28 protein-coding genes are annotated in these 25,224 nt (G+C 48.2%); 17 read left to right on the forward strand and 11 right to left on the reverse strand.

Features of this window, described 5'->3' with window-relative positions; genetic code table 11:
• Positions 1-69: 69 nt before the first annotated feature.
• Positions 70-1,398 carry a tRNA uridine-5-carboxymethylaminomethyl(34) synthesis GTPase MnmE gene (gene mnmE, locus K1X45_RS10060; RefSeq protein ID WP_220160458.1) on the reverse strand — a complete coding sequence of 443 codons (1,329 nt, stop codon included), beginning with the start codon at positions 1,396-1,398 and terminating at the stop codon, positions 70-72.
• A gap of 92 nt (positions 1,399-1,490) precedes the next feature.
• Between mnmE and K1X45_RS10065 the strand changes: the two genes are divergently transcribed.
• Complete coding sequence (locus K1X45_RS10065; RefSeq protein WP_220158733.1) at positions 1,491-3,515, forward strand: thioredoxin domain-containing protein; 2,025 nt, start codon at positions 1,491-1,493, stop codon at positions 3,513-3,515.
• Between the two features lie 160 nt (positions 3,516-3,675).
• Here K1X45_RS10065 and rho read toward each other — a convergent pair whose 3' ends face one another.
• From rho to hemE, 3 genes are all read right to left on the reverse strand, one after another.
• Positions 3,676-4,941 (reverse strand): transcription termination factor Rho, encoded by a 1,266-nt coding sequence (gene rho / locus K1X45_RS10070; RefSeq protein WP_022709829.1) that lies wholly within the window; start codon positions 4,939-4,941, stop codon positions 3,676-3,678.
• Between the two features lie 244 nt (positions 4,942-5,185).
• Positions 5,186-5,716 carry a protoporphyrinogen oxidase HemJ gene (gene hemJ, locus K1X45_RS10075; protein ID WP_122006039.1) on the reverse strand — a complete coding sequence of 177 codons (531 nt, stop codon included), beginning with the start codon at positions 5,714-5,716 and terminating at the stop codon, positions 5,186-5,188.
• Positions 5,716-6,741, reverse strand: a complete 1,026-nt coding sequence (gene hemE, locus K1X45_RS10080; protein ID WP_220158734.1) for a uroporphyrinogen decarboxylase — start codon at positions 6,739-6,741, stop codon at positions 5,716-5,718. Before hemE ends, hemJ begins: the two co-directional genes overlap by 1 nt.
• Before the next feature lie 330 nt (positions 6,742-7,071).
• Here hemE and K1X45_RS10085 point away from each other — a divergent pair, with 330 nt between their 5' ends.
• From K1X45_RS10085 to dnaQ, 5 genes are all read left to right on the forward strand, one after another.
• Positions 7,072-7,995, forward strand: coding sequence for a pyruvate, water dikinase regulatory protein (locus K1X45_RS10085; protein ID WP_370627017.1), 924 nt, complete (start codon positions 7,072-7,074; stop codon positions 7,993-7,995).
• Positions 7,996-8,106: 111 nt separating this feature from the next.
• The gene (locus K1X45_RS10090; RefSeq protein WP_220158735.1) at positions 8,107-8,706 is read left to right on the forward strand and encodes a Maf-like protein; all 600 of its coding nucleotides are present in this window, start codon (positions 8,107-8,109) and stop codon (positions 8,704-8,706) included.
• Positions 8,699-9,550: a shikimate dehydrogenase gene (locus K1X45_RS10095; protein ID WP_220158736.1), complete on the forward strand. Its 852-nt coding sequence runs from the start codon at positions 8,699-8,701 to the stop codon at positions 9,548-9,550. The genes K1X45_RS10090 and K1X45_RS10095 overlap by 8 nt, the downstream gene beginning before the upstream one ends.
• A gap of 11 nt (positions 9,551-9,561) precedes the next feature.
• Positions 9,562-10,152, forward strand: coding sequence for a dephospho-CoA kinase (gene coaE, locus K1X45_RS10100; RefSeq protein WP_220158737.1), 591 nt, complete (start codon positions 9,562-9,564; stop codon positions 10,150-10,152).
• A 19-nt stretch (positions 10,153-10,171) separates the two neighbouring features.
• Entirely contained in the window at positions 10,172-10,873 is a 702-nt protein-coding gene (gene dnaQ / locus K1X45_RS10105) for a DNA polymerase III subunit epsilon (RefSeq protein ID WP_022709836.1), read from the forward strand.
• 71 nt (positions 10,874-10,944) lie between these two features.
• Here dnaQ and secB read toward each other — a convergent pair whose 3' ends face one another.
• Together secB and K1X45_RS10115 are read right to left on the reverse strand one after the other, a co-directional pair.
• On the reverse strand, positions 10,945-11,430 hold the full coding sequence (gene secB, locus K1X45_RS10110) for a protein-export chaperone SecB (RefSeq protein WP_022709144.1): 486 nt from the start codon (positions 11,428-11,430) through the stop codon (positions 10,945-10,947).
• Positions 11,431-11,754: 324 nt separating this feature from the next.
• Positions 11,755-12,297: an FxsA family protein gene (locus K1X45_RS10115; protein WP_220160459.1), complete on the reverse strand. Its 543-nt coding sequence runs from the start codon at positions 12,295-12,297 to the stop codon at positions 11,755-11,757.
• 489 nt (positions 12,298-12,786) lie between these two features.
• On the opposite strand from K1X45_RS10115, the gene K1X45_RS10120 reads away from it, so the two are divergent.
• The 4 genes from K1X45_RS10120 (at position 12,787) to K1X45_RS10135 (ending at position 15,893) form a co-directional block, all read left to right on the forward strand.
• A complete protein-coding gene (locus tag K1X45_RS10120) occupies positions 12,787-13,491 on the forward strand; it encodes a Tim44/TimA family putative adaptor protein (protein ID WP_022709147.1) in 705 nt (234 codons plus the stop codon).
• A gap of 163 nt (positions 13,492-13,654) precedes the next feature.
• Complete coding sequence (locus K1X45_RS10125) at positions 13,655-14,779, forward strand: murein transglycosylase A (protein ID WP_220158738.1); 1,125 nt, start codon at positions 13,655-13,657, stop codon at positions 14,777-14,779.
• A gap of 50 nt (positions 14,780-14,829) precedes the next feature.
• On the forward strand, positions 14,830-15,519 hold the full coding sequence (locus K1X45_RS10130) for a Smr/MutS family protein (protein ID WP_220160460.1): 690 nt from the start codon (positions 14,830-14,832) through the stop codon (positions 15,517-15,519).
• A complete protein-coding gene (locus K1X45_RS10135) occupies positions 15,516-15,893 on the forward strand; it encodes a helix-turn-helix domain-containing protein (protein WP_022709150.1) in 378 nt (125 codons plus the stop codon). The genes K1X45_RS10130 and K1X45_RS10135 overlap by 4 nt, the downstream gene beginning before the upstream one ends.
• 112 nt (positions 15,894-16,005) lie before the next feature.
• Here the strand turns inward: K1X45_RS10135 and K1X45_RS10140 are convergent, their stop codons facing one another.
• The 4 genes from K1X45_RS10140 to hslV form a co-directional block, all read right to left on the reverse strand.
• Positions 16,006-16,974, reverse strand: coding sequence for a DUF1402 family protein (locus K1X45_RS10140; protein ID WP_220158739.1), 969 nt, complete (start codon positions 16,972-16,974; stop codon positions 16,006-16,008).
• 181 nt (positions 16,975-17,155) lie between these two features.
• Positions 17,156-18,463, reverse strand: coding sequence for an ATP-dependent protease ATPase subunit HslU (gene hslU / locus K1X45_RS10145; protein ID WP_075653920.1), 1,308 nt, complete (start codon positions 18,461-18,463; stop codon positions 17,156-17,158).
• A 5-nt stretch (positions 18,464-18,468) separates the two neighbouring features.
• Positions 18,469-19,068, reverse strand: coding sequence for a DUF2585 domain-containing protein (locus tag K1X45_RS10150; RefSeq protein ID WP_220158740.1), 600 nt, complete (start codon positions 19,066-19,068; stop codon positions 18,469-18,471).
• Between the two features lie 57 nt (positions 19,069-19,125).
• Positions 19,126-19,683 carry an ATP-dependent protease subunit HslV gene (gene hslV, locus K1X45_RS10155; protein ID WP_022709154.1) on the reverse strand — a complete coding sequence of 186 codons (558 nt, stop codon included), beginning with the start codon at positions 19,681-19,683 and terminating at the stop codon, positions 19,126-19,128.
• A gap of 166 nt (positions 19,684-19,849) precedes the next feature.
• Between hslV and hisB the strand changes: the two genes are divergently transcribed.
• From hisB to coaA, 7 genes are all read left to right on the forward strand, one after another.
• On the forward strand, positions 19,850-20,452 hold the full coding sequence (gene hisB / locus K1X45_RS10160) for an imidazoleglycerol-phosphate dehydratase HisB (protein ID WP_151158839.1): 603 nt from the start codon (positions 19,850-19,852) through the stop codon (positions 20,450-20,452).
• Positions 20,453-20,454: 2 nt separating this feature from the next.
• The gene (locus K1X45_RS10165) at positions 20,455-20,988 is read left to right on the forward strand and encodes a DUF2628 domain-containing protein (protein ID WP_220158741.1); all 534 of its coding nucleotides are present in this window, start codon (positions 20,455-20,457) and stop codon (positions 20,986-20,988) included.
• Position 20,989: 1 nt separating this feature from the next.
• Positions 20,990-21,640: an imidazole glycerol phosphate synthase subunit HisH gene (gene hisH / locus K1X45_RS10170; RefSeq protein WP_220158742.1), complete on the forward strand. Its 651-nt coding sequence runs from the start codon at positions 20,990-20,992 to the stop codon at positions 21,638-21,640.
• Positions 21,637-22,383, forward strand: a complete 747-nt coding sequence (hisA, locus tag K1X45_RS10175; RefSeq protein ID WP_220158743.1) for a 1-(5-phosphoribosyl)-5-[(5-phosphoribosylamino)methylideneamino]imidazole-4-carboxamide isomerase — start codon at positions 21,637-21,639, stop codon at positions 22,381-22,383. Before hisH ends, hisA begins: the two co-directional genes overlap by 4 nt.
• Positions 22,376-23,161, forward strand: a complete 786-nt coding sequence (gene hisF, locus K1X45_RS10180; RefSeq protein WP_220158744.1) for an imidazole glycerol phosphate synthase subunit HisF — start codon at positions 22,376-22,378, stop codon at positions 23,159-23,161. The genes hisA and hisF overlap by 8 nt, the downstream gene beginning before the upstream one ends.
• Positions 23,162-23,332: 171 nt before the next feature.
• The gene (locus tag K1X45_RS10185; protein ID WP_075653926.1) at positions 23,333-23,656 is read left to right on the forward strand and encodes a phosphoribosyl-ATP diphosphatase; all 324 of its coding nucleotides are present in this window, start codon (positions 23,333-23,335) and stop codon (positions 23,654-23,656) included.
• Positions 23,657-23,708: 52 nt separating this feature from the next.
• Positions 23,709-24,665: a type I pantothenate kinase gene (gene coaA, locus K1X45_RS10190; protein ID WP_022709266.1), complete on the forward strand. Its 957-nt coding sequence runs from the start codon at positions 23,709-23,711 to the stop codon at positions 24,663-24,665.
• A gap of 63 nt (positions 24,666-24,728) precedes the next feature.
• Here the strand turns inward: coaA and lysM are convergent, their stop codons facing one another.
• Entirely contained in the window at positions 24,729-25,178 is a 450-nt protein-coding gene (lysM, locus tag K1X45_RS10195) for a peptidoglycan-binding protein LysM (protein WP_220158745.1), read from the reverse strand.
• Positions 25,179-25,224: the final 46 nt, after the last annotated feature.

Raw genomic sequence — 25,224 nt, forward strand, 5'->3', positions numbered from 1 at the left:
ACAGAATGTTTCACGTGAAACATCTCTGATTGTTAATCAGCCTATATCATGAAATTTGTTTCACGTGAATCATTTTCCGATGCAAAATTGAGAGAATACGAGATCAAGAATATCCTCTACGTCTACGTCACCGGTAATTTTTCCAAGGTGTTGAGAGGCAATACGTAGATTTTCAGCTCTTAATTCCAGTGGTAAAGCTTTTGAATTAACAGCTTTCTCAATCTCAGATTTGCATTGATTTAATAAATCAATGTGTCTGCGGCGCGTCGGAACGACATCGTTTTGAAGTTTTGTTTTCTCTGAAATGTAAGTACTCAATCTGTCAAGGAGGTTGTTGATACCTTCATTGTTCTTGGTCGAAATCAAATAATCATAGCTTACTGCGTTTTCAGACTTAAGGTCGGCTTTATTGCCAATTGTCCAAATATCTGTCTGAAACTCAGAGATGTTTACGGTGATAGGATTAGATATATCCTCTATGTATAAAATCAAATCTGCTTCTGCAGCTTTATCTATCGCTCGCTGAATACCAATCTGTTCAACTTTACCGGAGGTTTCCCGAATACCGGCTGTGTCTGTTATATAAGTTGCAACGCCATTCAGATTTAGCTTCACTTCAAGTAAATCGCGCGTTGTACCGGCTTCATCAGAAATAATAGCCACATCACGTGCTGCCAGTAAATTCATCAAGCTGGATTTTCCGGCATTTGGTGCACCAATAATCACAATATGAAAACCATCACGCAGCATTGAACCGCGTTTGCCATCCTCAATATGTTTTTCAATCCTTGTGCTGAGATCATGCATCTCATTCCAGACACGATCCGATACTGATCCCGGCACATCTCCCTCGTCGGCAAAATCAAGTTCCGCTTCAATAAATGCACGCGCCTGAATGAGTTTCTTCCGCCAATCCATGTAAAGATTGCGTTGCGCGCCGGAAGCAACTTGCTGCGCTAAACGTCTTTGCGTTTCTGTCTCAGCGGAAATCAGATCGGCCAGACCTTCGGCCATAGTCAAATCCATCTTGCCATTCGCAAAAGCACGACGTGTAAATTCTCCGGCTTCGGCTAAACGACATTTTTCAAATTCTGACAGGCTTTCCAGAAATTTTTCAACCACAGCAATACCACCGTGAATATGGAATTCCGCACAATCTTCTCCGGTAAAGCTCTTCGGGCCTTCAAAAAAGAGCGTCAATCCACTGTCCAGAACTTCGCCTGTTTTGCTTTTAAGATTACTGAATACGGCTTTACGTGCTTCCGGCAACTTCCCTAATATAGTTTCGGTAATGAATCGAGTTTGCGGGCCTGATAATCTGATAATTGCCACGCCTGAAGGCAAACGTCCGCTTGAAAGCGCAAAAATAGTATCGTGATGAAAAGACTGCACTGACATCGAAAATCCGTTACAAGTTAAAAAGAATGATTGCCGTTCTTTAGCTGCCTGAAGCACTACTGTATCGGCTTGAAAATCGGAAAGGCAAAGCCATGAACCCGACGCAAAGCCCGACACGAAACAATGCCAGCTCTAATCGCCTTCATACAGCGAACAGCACATATTTGAAACAGCACAGTGCAAATCCGGTCAACTGGCAGCTCTGGGATAATGAAGCGCTTGAACTTGCCCGCCTTCATGACAAGCCGATTTTGCTTTCGATCGGCTATTCCGCCTGTCACTGGTGCCATGTCATGGCGCATGAATGTTTTGAGGATGAGCAAGTTGCTCAGCTGATGAATGAGCATTTCATCAATATTAAGGTGGATCGGGAAGAACGACCGGATATTGACCAGATTTATATGTCAGCCCTCACAGCCATGGGAGAGCAAGGTGGCTGGCCGCTCACAATTTTTCTAACGCCTCAGGGGGATGCTTTTTGGGGTGGCACATATTTTCCAAAACATGCCAATGGTCGCCTGCCCGGCTTTATGGATATTCTCAAAAGCCTCGGCACTTTATGGAAAAATGACCGCGAGCGGATTAACGGTAATGTCACGGCTCTTAAAACACATCTGCAAACTGTTTTAACACCGGATGCTAAACCCGCTGAGAATGATGAAAGCGCTTTCCAACGTTATGCTGATACAATAGCCAGACGTATTGATACGACGTATGGCGGTATTAGCGGACAACCTAAATTTCCGAATTTTCCGTTCATGTCGATGCTCTGGACATCATGGAAAATCAACCAGCAACAACAGCATCATGATCTGTTTATTCTCAGCACCGAAAAAATGCTCAATGGTGGCATTTATGACCACCTCGCCGGTGGTTTGGCACGGTATAGCACTGATGCATTCTGGCTCGTGCCGCATTTTGAAAAGATGCTTTATGATAATGCGCAGACGATCAGGCAATGCCTGTGGGCATGGAGCAGCACGCATAATCCATTGTTTCGGGTTCGAATCGAAGAAATTATTCAGTGGGTTACATCTGAAATGGCTTTACCGGATGGTGGTTTTGCCTCCGGTCTTGATGCTGACAGCGAAGGTGCTGAGGGTAAATTCTATATCTGGGATCAGTCAGAAATAAAGAGCATTCTCGGCAAAGATGCGCCTGAATTCATTAAAAAATACAATGTAAGCCCTACCGGAAACTGGGAAAGCAGCAATATTCTTCACCGGCTGGATATGCTGAATTTCAGCGAAGAAGATGATAAAATATTTAAACCACTGCGGGAAAAACTGCTTGGCATAAGAAATCAGCGAACCAAACCCGGCCGCGATGAAAAATGTCTGACAGACTGGAATGCCTATTTCATTCGTGCTTTGGCTGAAGCTGCCCGTGTTTTTGAACGTACCGACTGGCTAGAACTCGCAAAAACAACCTATCGCACATTATATCCTCAGCAAGGCGCTGCGATCAGACATGTCTGGTCAAAGACTGCATCAAAGCTCCCTGCCCTGTCCTCTGATTATGCGGCGCTCATCAATGCGGCCTTGTCGCTTTATCAGGCTGATCCGCAGCAAAACTATATTGATGATGCCAAAGCATTGTTAATCTCACTTAATCAGCACCATCTTGATCAGAATGGTGATTACCGGCTGACAGCTTTGGATAATGATGATGTGATTTTTTATCTTTATGGCGATCAAGATGAAGCTATTCCAAGCAGCACCAGCCAGATTATTGAAGCATGTACAAGACTGGCGCTGATAGCAGAGGATGATGAGCTTTTAGCAAAGGCCAACAGGCTTGCAGAGCGTGCCTTGGGGCGCGGTCAACATATGGCTTATGGACAGGCAGGAATTCTCAATGCCTCAGTGCAACTGCTTGATCCGGTTAAGCTTGTGCTGATTATTGAGAATAAAGATGATGAATTATATCGCTGTGCGTCACGTCATGCTGATCCTTGCCGCACAGATATCATTCTAAGCCGTAGCCAAGCCTCACAGCAGCCGCAATGGGCTTCTTTCCTGTATCTGGCTGGTGAACGCTCCTGTGCCATTCTGTGCCGCAATCAGGTCTGTTTACCGCCGGTCTATGATGCCGCTGATCTTGAGAAACTGCTCTAGAGCGGTTTATATCCAGATTGAAACACAGCGCACGCTCTAGATTCTTTATTTGGTCGCATTATCACGGTCGTCAAGTTGATCCAATTTGACTGTGAAATGCTCTAAACAAAAACGCCGCCCTTTTGAGGCGGCGTTTTTAATATCAGCATAACAAAACAAATTACGTATTCATTGAATCGAAGAATTCAGCATTATTCTTCGTCTGTTTCAGCTTATCGATCAGGAACTCAATCGCATCGGTTGTACCCATTGGCGAAAGAATACGACGCAGAACAAATATTTTCTGCAAATCCTGACGCGGTACCAGCAGATCTTCCTTACGTGTACCGGACTTGAGAATATCCATTGCAGGGAAGATGCGCTTATCAGCAACCTTACGGTCAAGCACGATTTCCGAGTTACCGGTACCCTTGAATTCTTCAAAGATAACTTCATCCATACGCGAACCGGTATCGATCAGCGCGGTTGCGATAATGGTCAGCGAACCGCCTTCTTCGATATTACGGGCCGCACCGAAGAAGCGTTTCGGACGCTGCAGCGCATTCGCATCCACACCACCGGTCAGAACCTTACCGGATGAAGGAATAACGGTGTTATAAGCACGGCCGAGGCGGGTGATCGAGTCAAGCAGAATGACCACATCGCGGCCATGCTCAACAAGACGTTTTGCCTTTTCAATCACCATTTCAGCAACCTGAACGTGACGGGATGCCGGTTCATCAAAAGTCGAGGAAACAACCTCGCCCTTCACCGAGCGCTGCATATCGGTCACTTCTTCAGGACGTTCATCAATCAGCAAGACGATCAGATAGCATTCCGGATGATTGGCAGTGATCGAATGCGCAATATTCTGCAGCAAAACCGTTTTACCGGTACGTGGCGGCGCCACGATCAGACCACGCTGGCCTTTACCAAGCGGTGCAACCAGATCGATCACACGGGCTGAATTGTCTTTATTAGTCGGAACATCCAGTTCCATTTTGAAACGCTCATTCGGATAGAGCGGTGTCAGATTATCAAAATGGATTTTATGACGGATCTTTTCCGGATCCTCGAAATTGATTGTATTGACTTTGAGAAGTGCGAAATAACGTTCGCCTTCTTTAGGGCTGCGGATCGGCCCTTCAACTGTATCACCGGTTTTCAGCGAAAAACGGCGGATCTGCGAAGGAGAAATGTAAATATCATCCGGGCCCGGAAGATAATTGGCATTTGCCGAACGCAAAAAGCCAAAGCCATCCGGCAATAATTCGACGACACCTTCACCGATGATTTCGACTTCCTGAGAGGCAAGGCTCTTCAGAATAGCGAACATCAGTTCCTGTTTACGCATAACACTGGCGTTTTCAACCTGCAGCTCTTCAGCGAGAGCGAGCAAATCAACAGGTGTCTTGTTCTTAAGATCTTGTAGTTTCATTTCCTGCATGGGTGCGGAACTCATATTATAAAAGATTGAAAAAAGAAAAATGCAGTTGAGCGCTCATAATGGTCATGAGGGGCATGACCGGCATCGGAAACCTGCTATTCTTGAAGGAAGGTGTCTTTCCTTAACCGGTTCCGGTGATTTGAGCAAGAGGCAGACCGCTCTGCAGCTCTATAAAATCGTCTCAGAGAGGGAAATTACGCTCTGAACAGCGCTCAAAGCGTAATTTCTTATTCTTATATAGGGATCAGAACGGCTTTACGACAACCAGAATGACGATCAAAATCATCAGAACTGTCGGAATTTCATTCACAATGCGCCAATGTTTGGTTGATTTGGTATTTTTATCCTGAGCAAACATCCGCACGCTTTTGGAAAGATAGCCGTGCAGGCCGGACAGCAAAACAACCAGCAAAATCTTGCCATGCAGCCAGCCGCCGCGGAATTCAAAGATTTTCCACGCCAGCCACAGGCCCAAAACCCAGGTCACAATCATCGCCGGATTGATGATATAGCGCAGCAACCGGCGTTCCATGATTTTAAAAGTTTCGGATGCTTGCGATCCGGTCTTTTCCTGACTGTGATACACAAAAAGCCGCGGCAGATATAACATGCCCGCCATCCATGCGATCACAGCAATAATATGAAATGCTTTGATCCAGAGATAGGCTGCATCAGTTGCCGCAAAAAACAGCGCATAGGCTGCAATGGCAGTGATAGCGACAGCAATCACTGCTCTCACAGCAGGATTGCCTGTATTTGTGCCGGATTTATCCATTATGCACCTGCCTGACGGATACGATTGACCATTTGAGCAACATTTTCGAGCGGCGCCTGCGGTGTGATGCCATGACCGAGATTAAAGATCAGCGGTCCCTGCCCCAGCTTCTCAAGAATAACATCAATACCTTCATCCAAAGCCTTACCGCCCGCAACCACACGCAGCGGGTCCAGATTGCCCTGTACAGCACCTTGTTGCTGTAATCCTTGAGCGAAGGTCAAAGGAACAGACCAGTCCAGCCCAAGAGCATTTACGCCGGTTTTGGCGCGGTAGTCCCGATAGAGCATCCCTGCCCCTTTAGGGAAACCGATGATCACTGCATCGGGATGGGTTTCGCGGACTTTTTTAACAATGCGGGCAACCGGCTTGATACAGAAATCTTCAAAGCAATCTTCATCCAGTACGCCGGACCATGAATCGAAGATCTGTACCGCATCGGCACCGCAATTAAGCTGTTCAATCAGATATTCCGCAGAAATATCTGCAAGATCAGTCAGCAGCTTAATGAAAACATCGCGGTGCTGATAGGCAAACAAACGTGCCGGTGCCTGATCGGGAGTGCCGTGGCCGGCGATCATATAGGTGGCAACAGTCCACGGGGCACCGCAAAATCCGAGTAGCGTGGTTTCATCTGGCAATTGCTCGCGCAAACGGCTGACGGTTTCATAAACAGCGCTTAATTTGGCTGCTTTACCTGTAATGTCGAGATCTTTGATTTCATCAACTGTCACAGGTGTCATTAAAGGTCCCCTTCCTTCTTCAAAGCGAAGGTCACGTCCAAGAACGTGAGGGATGACAAGAATATCTGAAAAGAGAATGGCTGCATCAAAGCCATAACGGCGGATAGGCTGAAGTGTCACTTCCGTTGCCAGTTTAGGATTATAGCACAGATCAAGAAAGCTTCCTGCTTGCTGCCGTGTCTGACGATATTCCGGCAGATAACGTCCTGCTTGTCTCATCATCCAGATTGGTGGTGGAAAGACGGTTTCACCTTTGAGAACGTTCAGAACTTTACGTGTCATGCGATTTACCCACACCGGTTTTCCCCGGTTATCCCATAAAGAAAGTGATGATTTTTGGATTCTTATGATTCTTAGAGTCTGTTGATAACGGGGATTAAATGTTTCCCTGAGTTTTCCCACAGGACGATCATGAAAACCGGCTGATGTGGATAAATTGCCCATCAAACGGGAAAAAGCAATGCGACCAAAAATTTCTCAATAAAAACCAATACTTATTGTAAATACCACTAAATCTATCCTGTGGAAAACCATTGAATGAATTCCGTGCAACTTTGAATTGCTCCTGTTACCCACAGTGTTTATTGTCGCGAATATACAGTCAGGCGCGCTGTGGATGAATCCTGTTTAAATCAACAGGCAAAGAAAGACGTCTCTGAGCCGGTACTTTTTACACACAGCCATCAACAGGGATGTGAGAAATCTGTGACAAAGACTCTTTCTTACTTTCATCTTCATCTGATTTCAGATGCAACGGGAGAGACTCTCCTTGCAGCAGGCCGTGCGGCGGCCGCTCAATACAGCCATGCGCGTGCGATTGAGCATATGTATCCGCTGATCCGAACCGAGAAACAGCTGGCTAAAATTCTCGAGAATATTGATGCTGAACCAGGCATTGTTCTCTACACAGTGGTGGATCAAAAACTGGCTTTGAAAATTGATGAAGCCTGTTCGCAGATGGGTATTCCGAGTGTTTCTGTGCTTGAACCAGTACTGGCAACTTTTCAGTCTTATCTCGGAGCGCCTGCACATCGCCGTGCCAGTGCGCAGCATGTGCTGGATGCTGATTATTTCCGCCGGATTGATGCGCTGAATTTCACGATGGAACATGATGACGGGCAATTGCCGCCTGATCTGGAAGAAGCAGATATTATTCTGATCGGTATTTCACGCACATCCAAAACACCGACCAGTATTTATCTGGCCAATCGCGGGATCAAAACTGCCAATATTCCGTTGGTTTTAGGCATACCGCTGCCGGAAGCACTGCTTCATGTGAAAAAGCCGCTTGTTGTCGGGCTGATTGCCAGTGCCGAGAGAATTTCTCATATCCGTCAGAACCGTTTGCTGGGTACATCTCCGGGGCTGGATACGGAGAGCTATACGGATCGTATTAATATTGCACAGGAACTGGCCTATGCGCGTAATATTTGCGAGCGCAATAACTGGCCGGTGATTGATGTGACACGCCGCTCTATTGAAGAGACAGCCGCAGCTATTCTGGCTCTGCGCCCGCGCGTCAGAACCGATGATTGATAGGTATTTTTTCACTGTGCTGTGTGGTGAAATATCTGATATTCTTCAGAGAAGTATTTTGAGCTGCGTATATGGCAGTGAGTTTTTTGATATTTGAACGGAGTTTTCAATATGGCACTGCCTTTGATCCTTGCTTCTCAAAGCCCTTTTCGTGCAGCACTTTTAAAAAATGCGGGCATTCAGTTTACATCGCAGAAAGCCAATATTGATGAGCGCGCGGTGGAAGCGCCGCTCTATGAAACCGGTGCAACGCCGGAAGATGTAGCGCTGATCCTCAGTGAAGCCAAAGCAGAAGAAGTCAGCCAACGGTTTCCGCATGCACTGATTATCGGTTGTGATCAAACATTGTCACTTGGCAGCGAAATTTTTCACAAGCCTGCGGATATGGACGGCGCGCGCCGCCATTTATTGGCTTTGTCCGGTAAAACCCATCAGCTGAACAGTGCTGTGGTATTGGTTCAGAACGGCCAGACCGTATGGCGTCATGTTTCAGTTGCCAATATGACCATGCGTCATCTGGAGCCGGGCTTTATTGGCCGTCATCTGGCGCGGGTCGGCGATATTGCGCTTTCCAGTGTCGGTGCTTATCAGGTTGAAGGTGAAGGCATTCAGCTTTTCGACAAAATAGACGGTGATTATTTCACCATTGTCGGCCTGCCATTACTGCCTTTGCTGAAAGAATTGCGTGCCAGAGGAATTATTGATGGCTGAGATGAAACAGGCCTTTGTAACCGGCTTTCCGATTAAACATTCGCGCTCGCCTTTAATTCACAATTACTGGCTGCAGCGCTATGGTTTGACCGGTTCCTACAAGGCGATTGAAAACAGCCCTGAGAACTTTCCGCATTTTGCTAAAACCCTTGCAGAACAAGGGTTGCGCGGTGGTAATGTGACCATTCCGCATAAGGAAACGGCCTTTGCATTATGTGAAAAACGTGATGCCGCAGCAGAGGCCATCGGGGCTGTGAATACGCTGTGGATAGATGCGGATAATAAGCTCAATGGCGGTAATACGGACGCCTATGGTTTTGCCGCAAATCTCGATGCGCAATTGCCGGATTGGGACAAAGGGGGCAAAACGGCTTTGGTTCTGGGGGCAGGCGGTGCCAGCCGCGCAGTGCTTTATGCTTTGCTGAACCGTGGTTTTGAGAAAATCATTGTGGTGAACCGCACTGTGGAGCGGGCGCAGGCTCTGGCCGAACATTTTGGTTCAAAAATCTTAGCCGCAGACTGGGATCAGGCACAGGGCTTTGTGCGTACTGCCGATGTGATTGTGAATACAACTTCGCTGGGCATGAGCGGTCATGGTGAGGCAGAGGCCTTTCCGCTTGATTTCTCTGCAGCCAAAGCCGGTGCGGTTGCAACGGATATTGTCTATATTCCTTTGGAAACACCGTTTTTGGCTCAGGCGCGTCAGGCTGGATTACGCTGTGTAGATGGTCTTGGCATGTTGCTGCATCAGGCTGTGCCGGGCTTTGAACACTGGTTCGGCGTGCGTCCTGAGGTGACAGATGAACTGCGTCAGATCATATTGAATGATGTTCAAAAATCTTGATAGGCAGACTTATGATAAAGCTTGGACTGACAGGCTCAATCGGCATGGGGAAATCCACAACCGCACAGATTTTTGCGGATAGAGGTGTGCCGGTTTATGATGCCGATGCGGTCGTCCATCAGCTTTATCAGTCTGAAGCCGTGCCACTGATTGCGGACGCTTTTCCGGAAGCTGTTATTGACGGGCAAGTTGACCGCAAAATCCTGTCGGCCAGTGTTCTGGGCAAACCAGAGCAGTTTAAAAAGCTTGAGAACATTGTTCATCCGCTCGTCCATGCTAAAGAACAGCAGTTTTTGCGCGATGCCGAGGCCAAAGGTGCAAAACTGGTCGTTCTGGATATTCCGCTGCTGTTTGAAACCGGCGGAACGAACCGTGTGGATAAAATCCTTGTGGTCAGTGCGCCTTATGAAATGCAACGGGAACGGGTGCTTTCCCGAGAGAATATGACGGAAGAGAAATTTCAGTCTATTCTGGCGCGTCAGATGCCGGATGCTGAAAAGCGCGCAAAAGCCGATTTTATTGTTGATACGGGGCAGGACAAAGAATTTGCCCGTCAGCAAGTTTCAGAGATTTTAGAAAAGCTGTTAAACACAGCTGCATAAGCAATTTACAGGACGAACTATGCGCGAGATTGTTTTCGATACGGAAACCACCGGCCTTGAGAAAAATGAAGACCGGGTGATTGAAATCGGCTGTATCGAGATGGTGAATAAATTCATCACCGGCAAAACATTTCATATCTATATCAATCCGCAGGGCAAAAAGGTTCATCCGGACGCATTGGCTGTTCATGGTATTACCGATGAAAGCCTGCTGGATAAGCCGACCTTTCCTGAAATTGCGGACGAGTTTCTGACCTTTATCGAAGGCGCAAAACTGGTCGCGCATAATGCGATGTTCGATATCGGCTTTTTGAATGCCGAACTTGAGCGCATTGACCGGACACCGATTTCTACTGACGTGGTGATCGATACGCTGGCTTTAGCGCGACGCAAGCACCCAATGGGGCCAAACACGCTGGATGCGCTGTGTAAGCGCTATGGCGTCGATAATGCGCATCGTAAATTGCACGGTGCATTGCTTGATACGGAATTGCTGGCAGAAGTTTATATTGAGCTGCTCGGCGGCCGCCAGACATCTTTGGGACTGAGCGTACAATCTGCTAATGAAGACAAGAACGGCAATGAACCTGTTGCCGAGATTGTTCTGAAAGCGCGTCCTCAGCCCCTGCCCTCACGCCTGACTGCAGATGATCTTGCAGCCCATCAGAAGCTCATTGATAAAATGGGCGATAAGGCAATCTGGAAAAAATATCTGAACTGATTATTGCTTAGAAAATAAAAAAGCCGCTGTGTCTGAGACGCAGCGGCTTTTTTGTAAAATCTTCAGAAAGCTTAGTTTTTAACCTGAGCTTTTGCCTGTTCTTCAGCCATACGCTGCTGGAACATGGTGGCGAAATCGATCGGGTCGATCATCAGTGGCGGGAAGCCGCCATTGCGTGTTGCATCAGCAATGATCTGACGGGCAAACGGGAACAGCAGACGCGGGCATTCGATGAACAGGATCGGCAGCATATGTTCCTGCGGAATGTTCTGAATGCGGAAAACGCCGCCATAAACCAGTTCTGTGCTGAACAGAACTTCTTTGCCTTCACCAGCCTGTGCGGTCAGGGTCAGAACAACATCAAAATCGCCTTCAGCGATCGGATTTGCGTTCACATTAACATTGATGCTGATGTTTGGCGCATTTTCACGCGGACGCAGGGAAAGCGGTGCATTCGGGCTTTCAAAGGAAAAATCCTTGATATACTGAGCCAGAATGTTGAGGGATGGCTGTGCACTACCGTTACCGTTCTGTGCTTCGTTTGGCGTCTCTGCCATTATCATATACCTTTTTGTTAACGATGATCGACAGACCGTCGAACAGTATGACAACACATGATTTGTGCTGTAACACTTTGAAAGCTTATACAATTTTATTGTAAAATAAACTTCGCAAGAAGCAATTGAACCATAAAATTGAACCCCTGATTTCAGAAAACAATGGCTGTTGCAAAAGCAATCCGAAACATGTGTCTTTTGGCTAGCATATGTACCTTTTACAGGCAATAACGCGGCGCATTATTTGATAATACTAAAAAGACAGGCGTAAAAACGCAGTACCAGCAATAAATTATGCTGTTCTGCGGTTTTCATGCCGCTTATTCATTTTCTGTTGTCTTCAATCTCTTTCGGATCTGTACCCCAGGGAGAGTTCTTACTCTTTTTGTTTGCATCCGATGAACTGGAATAATCCTCAGGGTCGAGATCAATAATATCGTCATCCTGTGGCGTATGTCTTTGTCCGTAATGCTGATAGCCGGCGCTGCCTGCCTGAAAATCAGTCGCCATCACCACACGGTTACGTAAAAAACGGTTCCAGATCAGGTCGCGGACAAACGGGATAAACAGCAAAAGTCCGATAATATCGGTCAGAAATCCCGGAATAATCAGCAAAATACCGGCAAAAATCAGCAAGGTTCCGTGAATGATTTCACGTTGCGGTGCACGTCCTGCGGCGGTTTCTGCTTTCATCTGGTTAAGCAGGCTCAGACCCTGACGGCGCAATAATGCAAAACCCAGAACCGCACTGAGGATAATCAGACCAAGTGTTGCCAGCACACCGATTTCTGAACCGACAATGACAAAACCGGCGATCTCTATAAATGGCAGGGCTAAAAACAGCAGCAGGCTGATCGGACCAAGCATTTTTGTCACGGGTGATGAACCTCTTGATACTGGAGCGGCACGGACGGATTTTACCGTAAATATGCCGGATTATGATTTTAAACAGGATATACAGATAAGAATTCCGGTTTGGCATTTGAATGCCGGAATGCGGTGAACTATATATTTTTTCAAAACATAGCGTTTTTATGGTATCTTTGAGCCGTCTTAATAATTGGTTGCAGCATATCTGGCGGATTGCCCGTACTGAAGAATTATACAATATCCGGTCTGGTACAGCATATTCAGAATATGTTCTGTAAAAAAGATATTGTATAATTCTTCAGTACAGGCAAAACCTGAAACTGAACAGCTAGAGTGCATCCCGAAAGGTGGGAACCGGTTTTCGGAACAAGATACGCATAAAAACAAAAGACTAGAGCATTTATAATGATTCAATTTAAACTGGAAATGCTCTAGAAGTTCATTGTGAGTTCCGGCAGATCACTGCGGAGATAATTGGCGAGCGGTATGAATTTTTTCAGTTTTGGCACATTCTTTTTCTTCATTGTTGCAGTGATTATTTTCCTGCAGCTGCGCAGTGTATTGGGCAAACGCACAGGCAATGAGCGGCCGCCTTTTGATCCTTATACAACGCGTCAGGATGATACTGCCGCTCTGTCGCAGCAGAAAGATAATGTTGTTTCGCTGCCGCAACGCCAGACAATTGAAAATCAGGCAAAAGATTTTACAACAATTGATGCAATGGCACCGGAAGGCTCGGAGCTGAACAACGGTCTGCGCAATATTCGCGCACAGGATGCCGGTTTTGATCCGAAAGAATTCCTCAACGGTGCCAAAATGGCCTATGAGATGATTGTGCTGTCCTTTGCCGACGGTGATCGTAAAACTTTGAAAAACCTGCTTTCCAAAGATGTTTACGAAGGTTTTGATGCTGCGATTAAAGAGCGCGAAACCCGTGGTGAAAAAGTGAATTCTACCTTTGTTGGTATTAATCAGGCAAAAATCATTGCGGCTGATATGAAGGGTAAGGATGCGCAGGTTACAGTGCGTATTGTCAGCGAGATGATCTCTGCGACACAGGACAAGCAAGGCAATATTATCGACGGCGATCTGGAAACTGTTGCGGAAATCCGCGATGTCTGGACTTTTGCCCGTAACACTGCAAACCGCGATCCGAACTGGAAACTGGTGGCAACCGAAGCGGAAGATTAAAGCATTTCCAGCAAAAGTGGGAACCGGTTTTGCGTCAGGAAATGCGTAAAAACAAAGAAATAGAGCATTTCCTCAGATTATACAAAAACTGGAAATGCTCTATCTCTGTTACTGGGTCAGCATCGGTAATTGTCGAGCTTAAAAATATTTGAGGAGCAGTGTTATGTCAGATCTGTCTGCTGCGCACTGCTCCACTGAGCTTCTCAATTTCAAAGATTGTGCGGGCTGGGCAGAAGATGATCACGCTGCAGCCTTTTCTGCTTTTTTGAAATCCGCCATTTATGCCGAAACACATCTCTATAAGAGCGGTAGTCTCGGTCCGCAATTTGAAGACCTTTTACCTGTTTTCGCGCAAGCCCGTTCATTGGCGGCGTCACAAGAGATCGACCGGCAGACGGCGCGTGCATTCTTTGAGCGCTGCTTTTATCCCGTTAAAATCATTCCTCATGACCGGAAAACCGGTTTTGTAACCGGTTTTTACGAGCCGGAAATTGCTGCTTCCCGTGTAAAAACTGCACAATATTCGGTGCCTTTTTATCGGAAGCCGCCAGATCTCATCAAGCTGGATGCGGATAACCGTTCGAAAAATTTGCCCGAAGATATGGTTTTTGGCCGGTTTCATAACGGGAAGGTCACCGAATATTTTGACCGGCAGGCGATTGATGAGGGAGCATTGGCAGGGCAAGGTCTGGAAATTGCCTATGTAGCCAATAGAGTGGATGTCTATTTCGCTCATGTACAAGGTGCTATGCGTCTGAATTTTGACGATGGCACGCAGATGCGCCTGACCTATGCGGCTAAATCAGGCCACGCTTTTACCGGTGCAGGACGGGTTCTGATTGATAAAGGCGAGCTGGAAACTGCAAAAGTCACTATGCAGACAATCCGGCAATGGCTGGCAGAGCACCCTGCCCGTATTGATGAAATTCTGTGGAATAACCGGTCTTATATTTTCTTCCGTGAAGCTCCGGTGGATGATCCTTTGTCCGGGCCGGTAGCAGCTGCCAAAGTGCCTCTGTCCGCCAAAAGATCACTGGCGGTGGATCGTAAATATCATTGCTTTGGTACGCCGTTTTTCATAAACACACATAAGAATTTAGAAAATGGCGAGGTTTTTCGTCATTTGATGATTGCTCAGGATACCGGATCAGCCATTCTTGGCCCTGCCCGCGGCGATCTGTTTTTCGGTTCCGGCGATGCGGCTGGCGAGCTTGCCGGCGGAATACGTCATAATGCTGATTTTATAATGCTGGTTCCCCTGAAAAAAGGTGGAGGATTAGCATTATGAAACACAAAAAGAATAAGCGCTCTGCCACGCGCATTTCGGATAAAAATACAATGAAAATACCAAAAAATCCGAAAGTGGAACCCGAACAGGCTGAGGTTTTATCAAAACAGAATTCTGGCTTTCTCAAAAATGAGGATCGTATTCTCTGGGAAACAGTTGCACGCACAACCCGTCCTTTGCGTCCTGTTAAGCCACGACAAGCCTTTGTGATCGAGGATATGCATCTGTGGGATATTGAGAATGGTATCAATATTCCGCAGCGTGTGGAGGCCGAGCCGGTCAAAGCGTCTGTTGCCAAAGCAGCCGGTGAAACATCTCTGCAAAGCCGTAAAAAACAAGAAGTGGTCACCAATCCGCTTCATGATATTGACCGGCCGACAATCCGTAAGATTGCCAAGGGGCGCGTTGAAATTCAGGCGCGGATCGATCTGCATGGTATGCGCCAGCATGAAGCGCACGATCTGTTATATGGTTTCCTCTCAGATGCCTGGCACAGAGGCCTGCGCTTTGTCTTGGTGATTACCGGCAAAGGCACATCCATGGGCAGTGACGGCGTGTTAAAACAGGCTGTGCCGCATTGGTTCTCCACGCCCCTCTTCCGTCTTTATGTGAGCGCCTATGAGGATGCTGTGCGCCATCACGGCGGACAAGGTGCGCTCTATGTCAGGCTGCGCAAGACACCGGCTGAAAAGCTAGCAGAACGCCAGTCCTTCCCGTCAGGAAAGCGGCCATTATCATGACACCATTTGGTCAGCGTTTACGGAAATTGCGTGAGGAGCGCGGTGTCAGTCAGAAGGAAATGGCAACAGCTATCCGTGTGTCAGCCGCCTATCTTTCAGCACTGGAGCACGGGCGCCGCGGTCAGCCGACATGGGATCTGCTGCAAAGAATTATCGGCTATTTCAATATTATCTGGGATGAGGCAGAGGAATTGCAAAATCTGGCAATGATCTCGCATCCGCGCGTAACGATCGACACTTCTGGCCTGTCACCGGAGGCTACAGAATTAGCTAATCTCTTGGCCAATCATATCCGTATTCTGGACAGGAATATGATCGAAAGCCTCAGCACAACGCTGCGGCTGGCTCATAAAAAACACCGCAGCCTGCGTTAGTATTTCACAGTCAAGTTGGATCAACTTGACGCCCGTGATAATGCGCGCAAATAAAGTATCTAGAGCGAGTGCAGCGGATACAATTAAACGCGACACGCTCTGAAATCTCAATTTAAAATAATGATTTCAGATCATCAATTTTGGAATTGACCAGCCAGCCATAGTAATTTTCCTGCGGCAGCTGTTTATTCTGTTTGCCTGCATTGATAGCCGCCAGAGCACGGGAGCGGCTGTCTGCTCCGCCGGTATTATACAGGGTTGCGGTAATACCCGGATTTTTCGAAATATCGAAATCAGCATATTTATTATAGGCTGTGATGGAATGTTTGATGGTCGCCGCCATATAGTGCAGGCTCAAATCAGGGTCCATAATGGTTTTATAAACCTGTGCACCATCATCAGCACTGAGCTTCGGCAGGCCGGATACGCGGTTGACCATGTCAGACATTTGCAAAGCCGTCAGCGGACTGATCTGGCCGAGACCAAAGGTCTGACCTGCATAGAAAGGTTGGAAAAATACGGCAGCAAAGCGGTTATTCGGATAGGAATTACCGTCAACTTTTTTGCCGCGGAATTTGCTGTCCCAGATATTTTCACGGCAGGTCCAGAGGGAGTAACTATCGGAAAGGCCTGAGCATTTTGAAAACTCAGGGCGCTTGATGAAGTCACCCACAGATTCACCTTTATAGCTGAAGCTGACGCCTTGTTTCACATAAGAAATAGCTTTGACATAATAGGTCTGCAGCTGGTCATAGGCATCAACATTATAGGTGTGCTCGCCGATAATCGCACCGGCAATATGCACGGGATCAATATTATAGGCTGCGGCCGCCGATTTGATTTTGGTGCGCAAGCCACGATCCGATTTCAGCAATCCGTAGATTTTCTGATATTTGGCTTCATAAGTCGTGCGCATTTTTTTGGTGCGGTTGGCAGAAGCGCCGGGAATGGTCGGCTGCTCGGCGTTGCGGTTACCGGCCGGCACAACAGTTGTAGCCTGGGCATTTGAGACGAGTGTAAGTGCAAAAAAACCTGTTCCGGCAGCAATTGCTATCCGTTTAAAATTGTTGCCGAGGTTCATAGGTATTTTTGCTCCGTTCGCATTTGCTTGTCCTGCTGAATGGGAATTTCAGGAAAGCACGGCATTTTAACTTCGCGCAGAAAATATGAAACCCTCGCGCACAAGTCGAGAGGGTTTCAAAAACTTAACTGCATATGATGTGTGAATGTCACACAATGCTTATAGTCGGCTTATATCCGCATTAAAGGATGAAGCGTGACAGGTCTATATTCTTGGCCAGATCACCGATGCTGCTGCGCACATAAGCTGCATCCACGGTGAAAGTGGAGCCGCTTTTATCCGGTGCATTGAATGAAATATCATCCAATACTTTTTCCATTACCGTTTGCAGACGACGCGCACCGATATTCTCAATGGTGGAATTGAGATCAACAGCAATATCCGCAAGCGCATCAATGGCATCGTCGGTGATTTCCAGCGTCACTTCTTCTGTGGCCATCAGCGCCACATATTGTTTCAGCAGGCTGACTTCGGTTTCCGTCAGGATTGAGCGGAAATCTTCGCGTGTCAGAGCATTAAGCTCAACACGGATCGGCAGACGTCCCTGCAATTCCGGCAATAGATCCGATGGTTTGGAAACATGGAAAGCGCCCGAAGCGATAAACAGGATATGGTCGGTTTTAACCGGCCCGTATTTTGTCGCAACGGTGGTGCCTTCGACAAGCGGCAGCAAGTCGCGCTGCACGCCTTCGCGGGAAACCCCTGCCCCCATACCGCCTTCACGGGATGCGATCTTGTCGATCTCGTCAAGGAAGACGATACCGTCATTCTGGGTGACTTCCAGTGCTTCCTGCGTCACCTGATCCTGATCGAGCAGCTTGTCGGATTCATCATTAATCAGCAGCGCATAGGATTCTTTAACCGTGGTTTTGCGCGGCTTTGTCCGCCCGCCCATGGCTTTGCCCAGCATATCGCTTAAATTGATCATCCCGATATTGGCACCTGGCATCCCCGGAATTTCAAAACCGGGCATACCGGAGCTGTTATCTGCCAGTTCAATCTCGATTTCTTTATCATCGAGATCGCCTTCGCGCAGTTTCTTGCGGAAACTGTCACGGGTCGCAGGGCTGGCAGTTTTGCCGACCAATGCGTCCAATACGCGTTCTTCCGCATTGATATGGGCTTTGGCTTTCACCTCTTCGCGCTTTTTCTCGCGGACAAGACCAATGGCGATTTCCACCAGATCACGGATGATCTGTTCCACATCGCGGCCGACATAGCCGACTTCAGTGAATTTTGTTGCTTCAACCTTGATGAAAGGCGCACCGGCCAGCTTGGCAAGACGGCGTGAAATCTCCGTTTTACCGACGCCGGTTGGTCCGATCATCAGAATATTTTTCGGCATCACTTCTTCGCGCATATTGCCTTCCAGCTGCTGACGGCGCCAGCGATTGCGCAGGGCAATAGCAACAGCCCGCTTGGCAGCTTTCTGGCCGATAATGAAGCGATCAAGCTCAGAGACGATTTCACGTGGAGAAAATGTGGTCATATTTATCAGGATCCGCTTTGCCACTGCCGTATAAAGTCAACCGGATGCAGCAGCATGATAACATTGAGAATAAGGTTGTCTCGAATAACGATAAGGGCAAGAATTTCGAAAAACACTGCCGTGACGATAATCACCCATATAGGAAGCCGGGCTGCGAGAAAAAAGCCCAGCACCATGGAGAGCGTATCGAATACGGAATTGAGAATACTGTCGCCGAAATAATCCACGGAGGATGTATTGGCCCGGTAGCGCTCAATAATAAAATTCGAATTCTCAACCAGCTCCCAGCCGATTTCCAGTCCGAGCGCCAGCAGCAACCGCACATGCAGCGGTGCTTTTGGTGCAATCAGCCAGAACAATCCGTAGAAAATAAAACCGTGAATGATGTGGGACAGCGTGTACCAGTCAAAGAATTGCTGGGAATTTTCATTGCTGTTCACTTCATTGACGAAGAGACGGATTGTTCCGCATTCGCAGACCGGAACGCGCCCCATCATGTACAAAATAACCGCCTGAATGGCTGCTGTGATTGCAATGATGAGCAGGATTTTATCCCACTGCCAATAGGGCTTTGACGCGGCAGGCGGAAGTGATGATGCGGTCACGATAAACCTTTAGTGTTTTACAAAACTAAATAACGATACCGCATAATTGGCAGCTTCTTACGCGCAATCAAGACTTTCGACAGTGAAATTGCTGTTTGTGTAAACGCAGATTTCCGCTGCAATGGTCATTGCTTTACGGGCAATCGTTTCCGCATCCATGTCTGTGTCGATCAATGCACGTGCTGCTGACAGCGCATAATTACCACCGGAACCGATGGCCATCACGCCATTTTCCGGCTCCAGAACATCGCCGAGACCGGTAATGGCCAGCGTAATATTTTTGTCCGCAACAAGCATCATCGCTTCCAGCTTGCGCAGATAGCGGTCTGTACGCCAGTCTTTGGCCAGCTCTACGGATGCACGCATCAGCTGATCCGGATATTGTTCCAGTTTGGCTTCCAGCCGCTCCAGCAGGGTGAAAGCATCAGCTGTCGCACCGGCAAAACCGGTAATCACGCTGCCGCCTTTGCCAATACGGCGCACTTTGCGGGCATTGCCCTTCATAATGGTCTGGCCGAGGGACACCTGTCCGTCACCGGCGATCACCACTTTATTGCCCTTGCGCACGGTGACAATGGTGGTGCCGTAAATTGTATTCGGATTATGTTCAATCATTTGCGCAACTCCGCTGATTGGTCTTCATCAAATCGATCTGCTGTATTTATGATCTCATACGTAAATTACAACGGACAATAATACAGCCTGTTTCATCAAAGCATTTGGCAAAACTCAACCACTGTTCTAGAACAAGGTCGGAGAAGAACAAGATCGGGTTATCAATATGAGCAATCAGCGTATAGCAAAAGTCAGCCGCAGCACCAAAGAAACCAGCATTGAAGCTGAAGTTTTCCTGGATGGTACGGGCCGTTTCGATATTTCGACCGGCGTTGGCTTTTTCGATCATATGCTGGAGCAATTATCGCGACATTCGCTGATTGATATGAAAATCACCACCAAGGGTGATACGCATATTGATGACCATCATACGGTTGAAGATACCGGCATTGCGATCGGTAAGGCTATTGCGGAAGCTCTGGGTGAACGCCGCGGTATTGTCCGTTATGCTTCAATTGATCTCGCTATGGACGAGACACTGACCTCTGCGGCGCTGGATGTGTCCGGCCGTCCGTTTCTGGTGTGGAATGTGGCCTTCAATGCACCGAAAATCGGCACATTCGATACAGAACTGGTGCGGGAATTCTTTCAGGCGCTGGCGCAGAATGCGGGCATTACCCTGCATGTGAATATGCGCTATGGTATCAATAATCATCATATTGCCGAGACTTGTTTCAAGGCTGTGGCGCGCGCATTGCGTATGGCGATTGAAACCGATCCGCGGCAGAAAGATGCCATTCCTTCGACAAAAGGCACGCTGAAAGGCTGATTATGGCCAGCTATATCGTTCTGGAACCAACGGACGCGGTAAAACTGAAACCGGTTAAAGCTGTTGCGGGTGACCATACGATTTTTGTGCGCGATGAATTTACCGTCTTCGCGCTGATCCTGCCGTTTCTCTGGTTATTGGTGCATCGCCTGTGGTGGCACGTGCTGATGGTGGCTCTGATCGGCTGGGGTGCATTCAGCGTTTTGGGTTCTTATCTTTCTTCTGCTTTTGTCGTTTCCGGCCTGTCACTTTTGCTGTCGCTGTTTGTTGCGCTGGAAGGGCGTAACTGGTATCTCACAGCGCTCAGACGCAAGGGTTATGAGGAAGTGGCACTGATCAGTGCCAATGACTTGAGCGATGCGGAAATTCTTTATTTTTATGGTGCTGCAAAACTGGCAGAAAAAGCAGAGCCTGTCTCTGTATCTTCTGACAATAAGGTTTTGTTCGGCACTGTGACCGGCACGGCGGTTCCTGCGGCAATACATGCTACAGACGGCGCTATGATCGGTCTGGTTGATTATCACGGAAGGTCGTGACATGCGTGTTGCCATTATTGATTATGGTTCCGGAAATCTCAAATCGGTAGCCAAGGCTTTTGAACGTGCGGTATCGGATATGGGCAGTCCCATTCATGTGGACGTGACCAGTGATGCCAAAGCCGTACTGGCCGCAGATCATATTGTGCTGCCGGGTGTCGGTGCCTATGCCGATTGCCGACGTGGTCTGGATGCGGTTTCCGGCATGGTCGATGCTTTGAGCGAAGTGGTTCAGCATAAAGCGCGACCGTTTCTTGGTGTTTGTGTTGGGATGCAGCTGCTTTCAACGCGGGGGCTGGAAAAAAGCATCACCAATGGCCTCAACTGGATTGAGGGCGATGTGCGTGAGATGAAGCCGTCTGATGCCGTGCTGAAAATTCCGCAGATCGGGTGGAATACCATCGAGCTGAACCATGCCCATCCGGTATTCAACGATATAGAAACCGGCGAGCATGGCTTGCATGCTTATTTCGTGCATTCCTATATGTTTGATGTGAAAAACAGCGCTGATGTGCTGGCAACCACCAGCTATGGCGGAACGGTAACGGCAGCAATTGCGCGCGATAATATTGTCGGCACGCAGTTCCATCCGGAAAAAAGCCAGCGCCTCGGCCTTAAACTCATTACTAATTTCCTGAAGTGGAAGCCATGATACTTTTTCCGGCAATTGACCTGAAAGACGGTGAATGCGTTCGCCTGAAACTGGGTGATATGAACCAATCCACGGTTTATAACACTGATCCTGCAGCTCAGGCGAAAGCCTTTGAAGATCAGGGATTTGAGTGGCTTCATGTGGTTGATCTGAACGGTGCTTTTGCCGGTTCCAGCGTCAATGGCGCGGCGGTTGAGGCTATTCTCAAAGCAACCAAAAATCCGGTACAGCTCGGCGGCGGTATCCGCACGCTGGAGCATATTGAGGCATGGCTTTCCAAAGGGCTTTCCCGTGTCATTCTCGGCACCGTTGCCGTGCGTGATCCGCAGCTGGTGATTGAAGCCTGTAAAGAATTTCCGGGCAAAGTGGCCGTTGGTATTGATGCCAAAGGCGGCAAGGTTGCGGTTGAGGGCTGGGCAGAGGCTTCAGAACTCGGCGTGATTGAACTGGCGCAGAAATTTGAAGGGGCAGGGGTCGCAGCGATTATCTATACGGATATTGACCGTGACGGGATTTTGGCTGGCATCAACTGGCCGTCAACTCTGGGCTTGGCAGAAGCCGTGTCCATTCCGGTGATCGCATCCGGTGGTTTGGCCTCGATGGATGATATTCATCGTATGACGCAAGCTGATGCCCGTAAGCTGGAGGGTGCAATTTCCGGTCGTGCGCTTTATGACGGCCGTATTGATCCGGCTGAGGCGCTGGCAATCTTAAAGGCCGCGCGGGGAGGCGAAAATGCTTAAAGCACGGGTTATTCCATGTCTCGATGTAAAAGACGGGCGCGTCGTCAAGGGAGTCAACTTCGTTGACTTGATTGATGCCGGTGATCCGGTGGAAGCAGCAAAAGCCTATGATGCAGCGGGTGCTGACGAATTGTGCTTTCTCGACATTACGGCTTCATCGGATAATCGCGAGACAATTTTTGATGTGGTTGCGCGTACCGCTGAGCAATGTTTCATGCCGCTGACAGTCGGCGGCGGTGTGCGTGCAGTTGCTGATATTCGCAAACTCTTGCTGGCCGGTGCTGACAAGGTTTCTATCAATACTGCTGCGGTACAAAATCCTGACCTGATCGCAGAAGCGGCAGATAAATTCGGCAATCAGTGCATTGTTGTCGCCGTAGATGCCAAGAAAGTATCGGGAGCAGGAGAGGCAGATCGCTGGGAGATTTTCACCCATGGCGGCCGCAATGCAACCGGTCTTGATGCGATTGAATTTGCCCGCACAATGGTTGATCGCGGAGCAGGGGAAATTCTGCTGACCTCGATGGATCGTGACGGTACCAAAGTTGGCTATGATCTGGCGCTGACCCGCGCTGTGGCCGATGCCGTGAGTGTTCCGGTGATTGCTTCCGGTGGTGTCGGCTCGCTGGATGATCTGGTGGCCGGCGTGAAGGAAGGCCATGCCAGTGCGGTACTGGCGGCGTCCATTTTCCATTTTGGCACTTACACAATTGAAGAAGCCAAACGCTATATGGCAAGTCACGGTATTGCTATGCGTCTGGATGATGTTCGAAATTAACAGATCAAACTGGTTTTCGGAGAGGAAACCAGTTTGATTTACTGATAAAATTAAGTTGTTTCATGGAATGAGGGGTGCTTTTCATCCCTCATTTGCTTTAAAGACCATTCGCATTGCTGTGCGGGATTCTCATCGCGCATTCTATAAATTGCACTGAAACAGGAGTGCAGCATGACAGATTTCACCCTTGCTGAGCTTGAGCAGATTGTTGCTAATCGCGCGGCTGCAACAGATGGTTCATCTTATACGGCCTCACTGATTGCCAAAGGTCAGCATAAGGCCGCCCAGAAACTGGGCGAAGAAGCGGTTGAAACTGTTATTGCGGCGATGATGCAGGATGAAAAAGCAGTCATTTCTGAAAGTGCCGATCTGCTCTATCATTTGCTGGTTGTGTGGAAGATTGCAGGCGTCTCGCTGGAATCCGTGATGCAGGAACTGGATAAACGTACATCGCAAACCGGACTTCAGGAAAAAGCTGCACGAAAACCGGAATAGGCTGAAGCATTCATCTGGTTCCCGGGTTTATTCAGAGATCGAAATGCACTCCATGGATCTTTTCAAAAAGAAGCATTATTCGCCTTATCAGGTTTTTACCGCTGCGGAATGGGCAGAATTTCGTGCCGATACGCCGCTGACCCTGACACTGGATGAAGTGAAACGTCTGCGTTCGCTGAACGATCCGGTGGATCTGGATGAGGTGCGCCGGATTTATCTGGCTTTGTCGCGTTTGCTGTCGACCCATGTGGAAGCGCTGCAATCGCTCTACAAACAGCGTAAACAGTTTCTGATGAAGGATGATACGGTCAAAACACCGTTTATCATCGGCATTGCCGGTTCTGTAGCGGTCGGAAAATCGACCACAGCGCGTATTCTGAAGGAATTGCTGAGCCGCTGGCCATCAAGCCCTAAAGTCGAGCTGGTGACGACGGACGGCTTTCTCTATCCCAATGAAGTGCTGCGTGCCGAAGGCCGGATGGAGCGTAAAGGTTTTCCGGACAGTTATGATGCCGGTGCGATTCTCAATTTTCTGTCTTCCATGAAGGCAGGCATGAGCCATGTTCAGGCGCCGGTCTATTCGCATCTGACCTATGACGTGGTTGCCGGTAAGCATGTGACCATTGACCGGCCGGATATTCTGATTTTTGAAGGCATCAATGTGCTGCAGGTGCGTGATCTGCCCGCAGACGGCAAAGCCGTACCATTTGTGTCGGATTTCTTTGATTTCTCGATCTATATTGATGCTGATCCGGTGCTGATCCACAAATGGTATATCAACCGCTTCATGAAACTGCGTGAAACGGCATTCCGTGATCCGCAGAGTTTCTTCCATCGCTATTCGCAATTGTCGGAAGAGGCGGCATTGTCGATTGCCGAAGGCCTGTGGACGAATATCAATCTCAAAAACCTGTTTGAGAATATTCTGCCGACCCGTCCGCGCGCGGATCTGATCCTGCGCAAAGGCGAAAATCATATGATTGAAGAAGTCGCTCTGCGCAAAATCTGAACTTCAAGTTGTAAAAAAAGCCCCGCTGTTGATGACAGCGGGGCTTTTTGTTTTGAACCTGAATTATGCCAGTGGCGGAATACGCAGAACCTGACCCGGATAGATTTTATCCGGTGAGGTCAGCATTGGCTTATTGGCTTCAAAGATTTTCGGGTTTTTATCGCCATGGCCTTTGCCATATTGGGCTTCAGCGATTTTCCAGAGATTGTCGCCCTTCTTCACGGTGTAGAAAACCGGTGCCGCACCTTCAGAAGCGCCGTCAACTTTCAGTTCCGAGGCTTCTACTTTGGAAACGCCGAGGGAGTTACCGACAGCAATAATCGCTTTTTCAAATGCGGACTGATCTTTGACATTGCCGGAAAGTACAGCCTTGTCGCCCTGAACAGTTACCTGCACATCGCCGGTGCCAAGATTATGGGAATCCAGCTCTTTTTTCAGATCTTCTGCTTTAGGCTCATCGTCACCAAAGCCAAGTTTGGTACCAACCGATTTCACAAAATCAAATATGCCCATTCCGTTTCTCCTTTGAGTGTCAGATATCATCCGCTTAAAGAATATA

The sequence above is a fragment of the Pseudochrobactrum sp. Wa41.01b-1 genome, from assembly GCF_019464455.1.
Taxonomy (GTDB): domain Bacteria; phylum Pseudomonadota; class Alphaproteobacteria; order Rhizobiales; family Rhizobiaceae; genus Pseudochrobactrum; species Pseudochrobactrum saccharolyticum.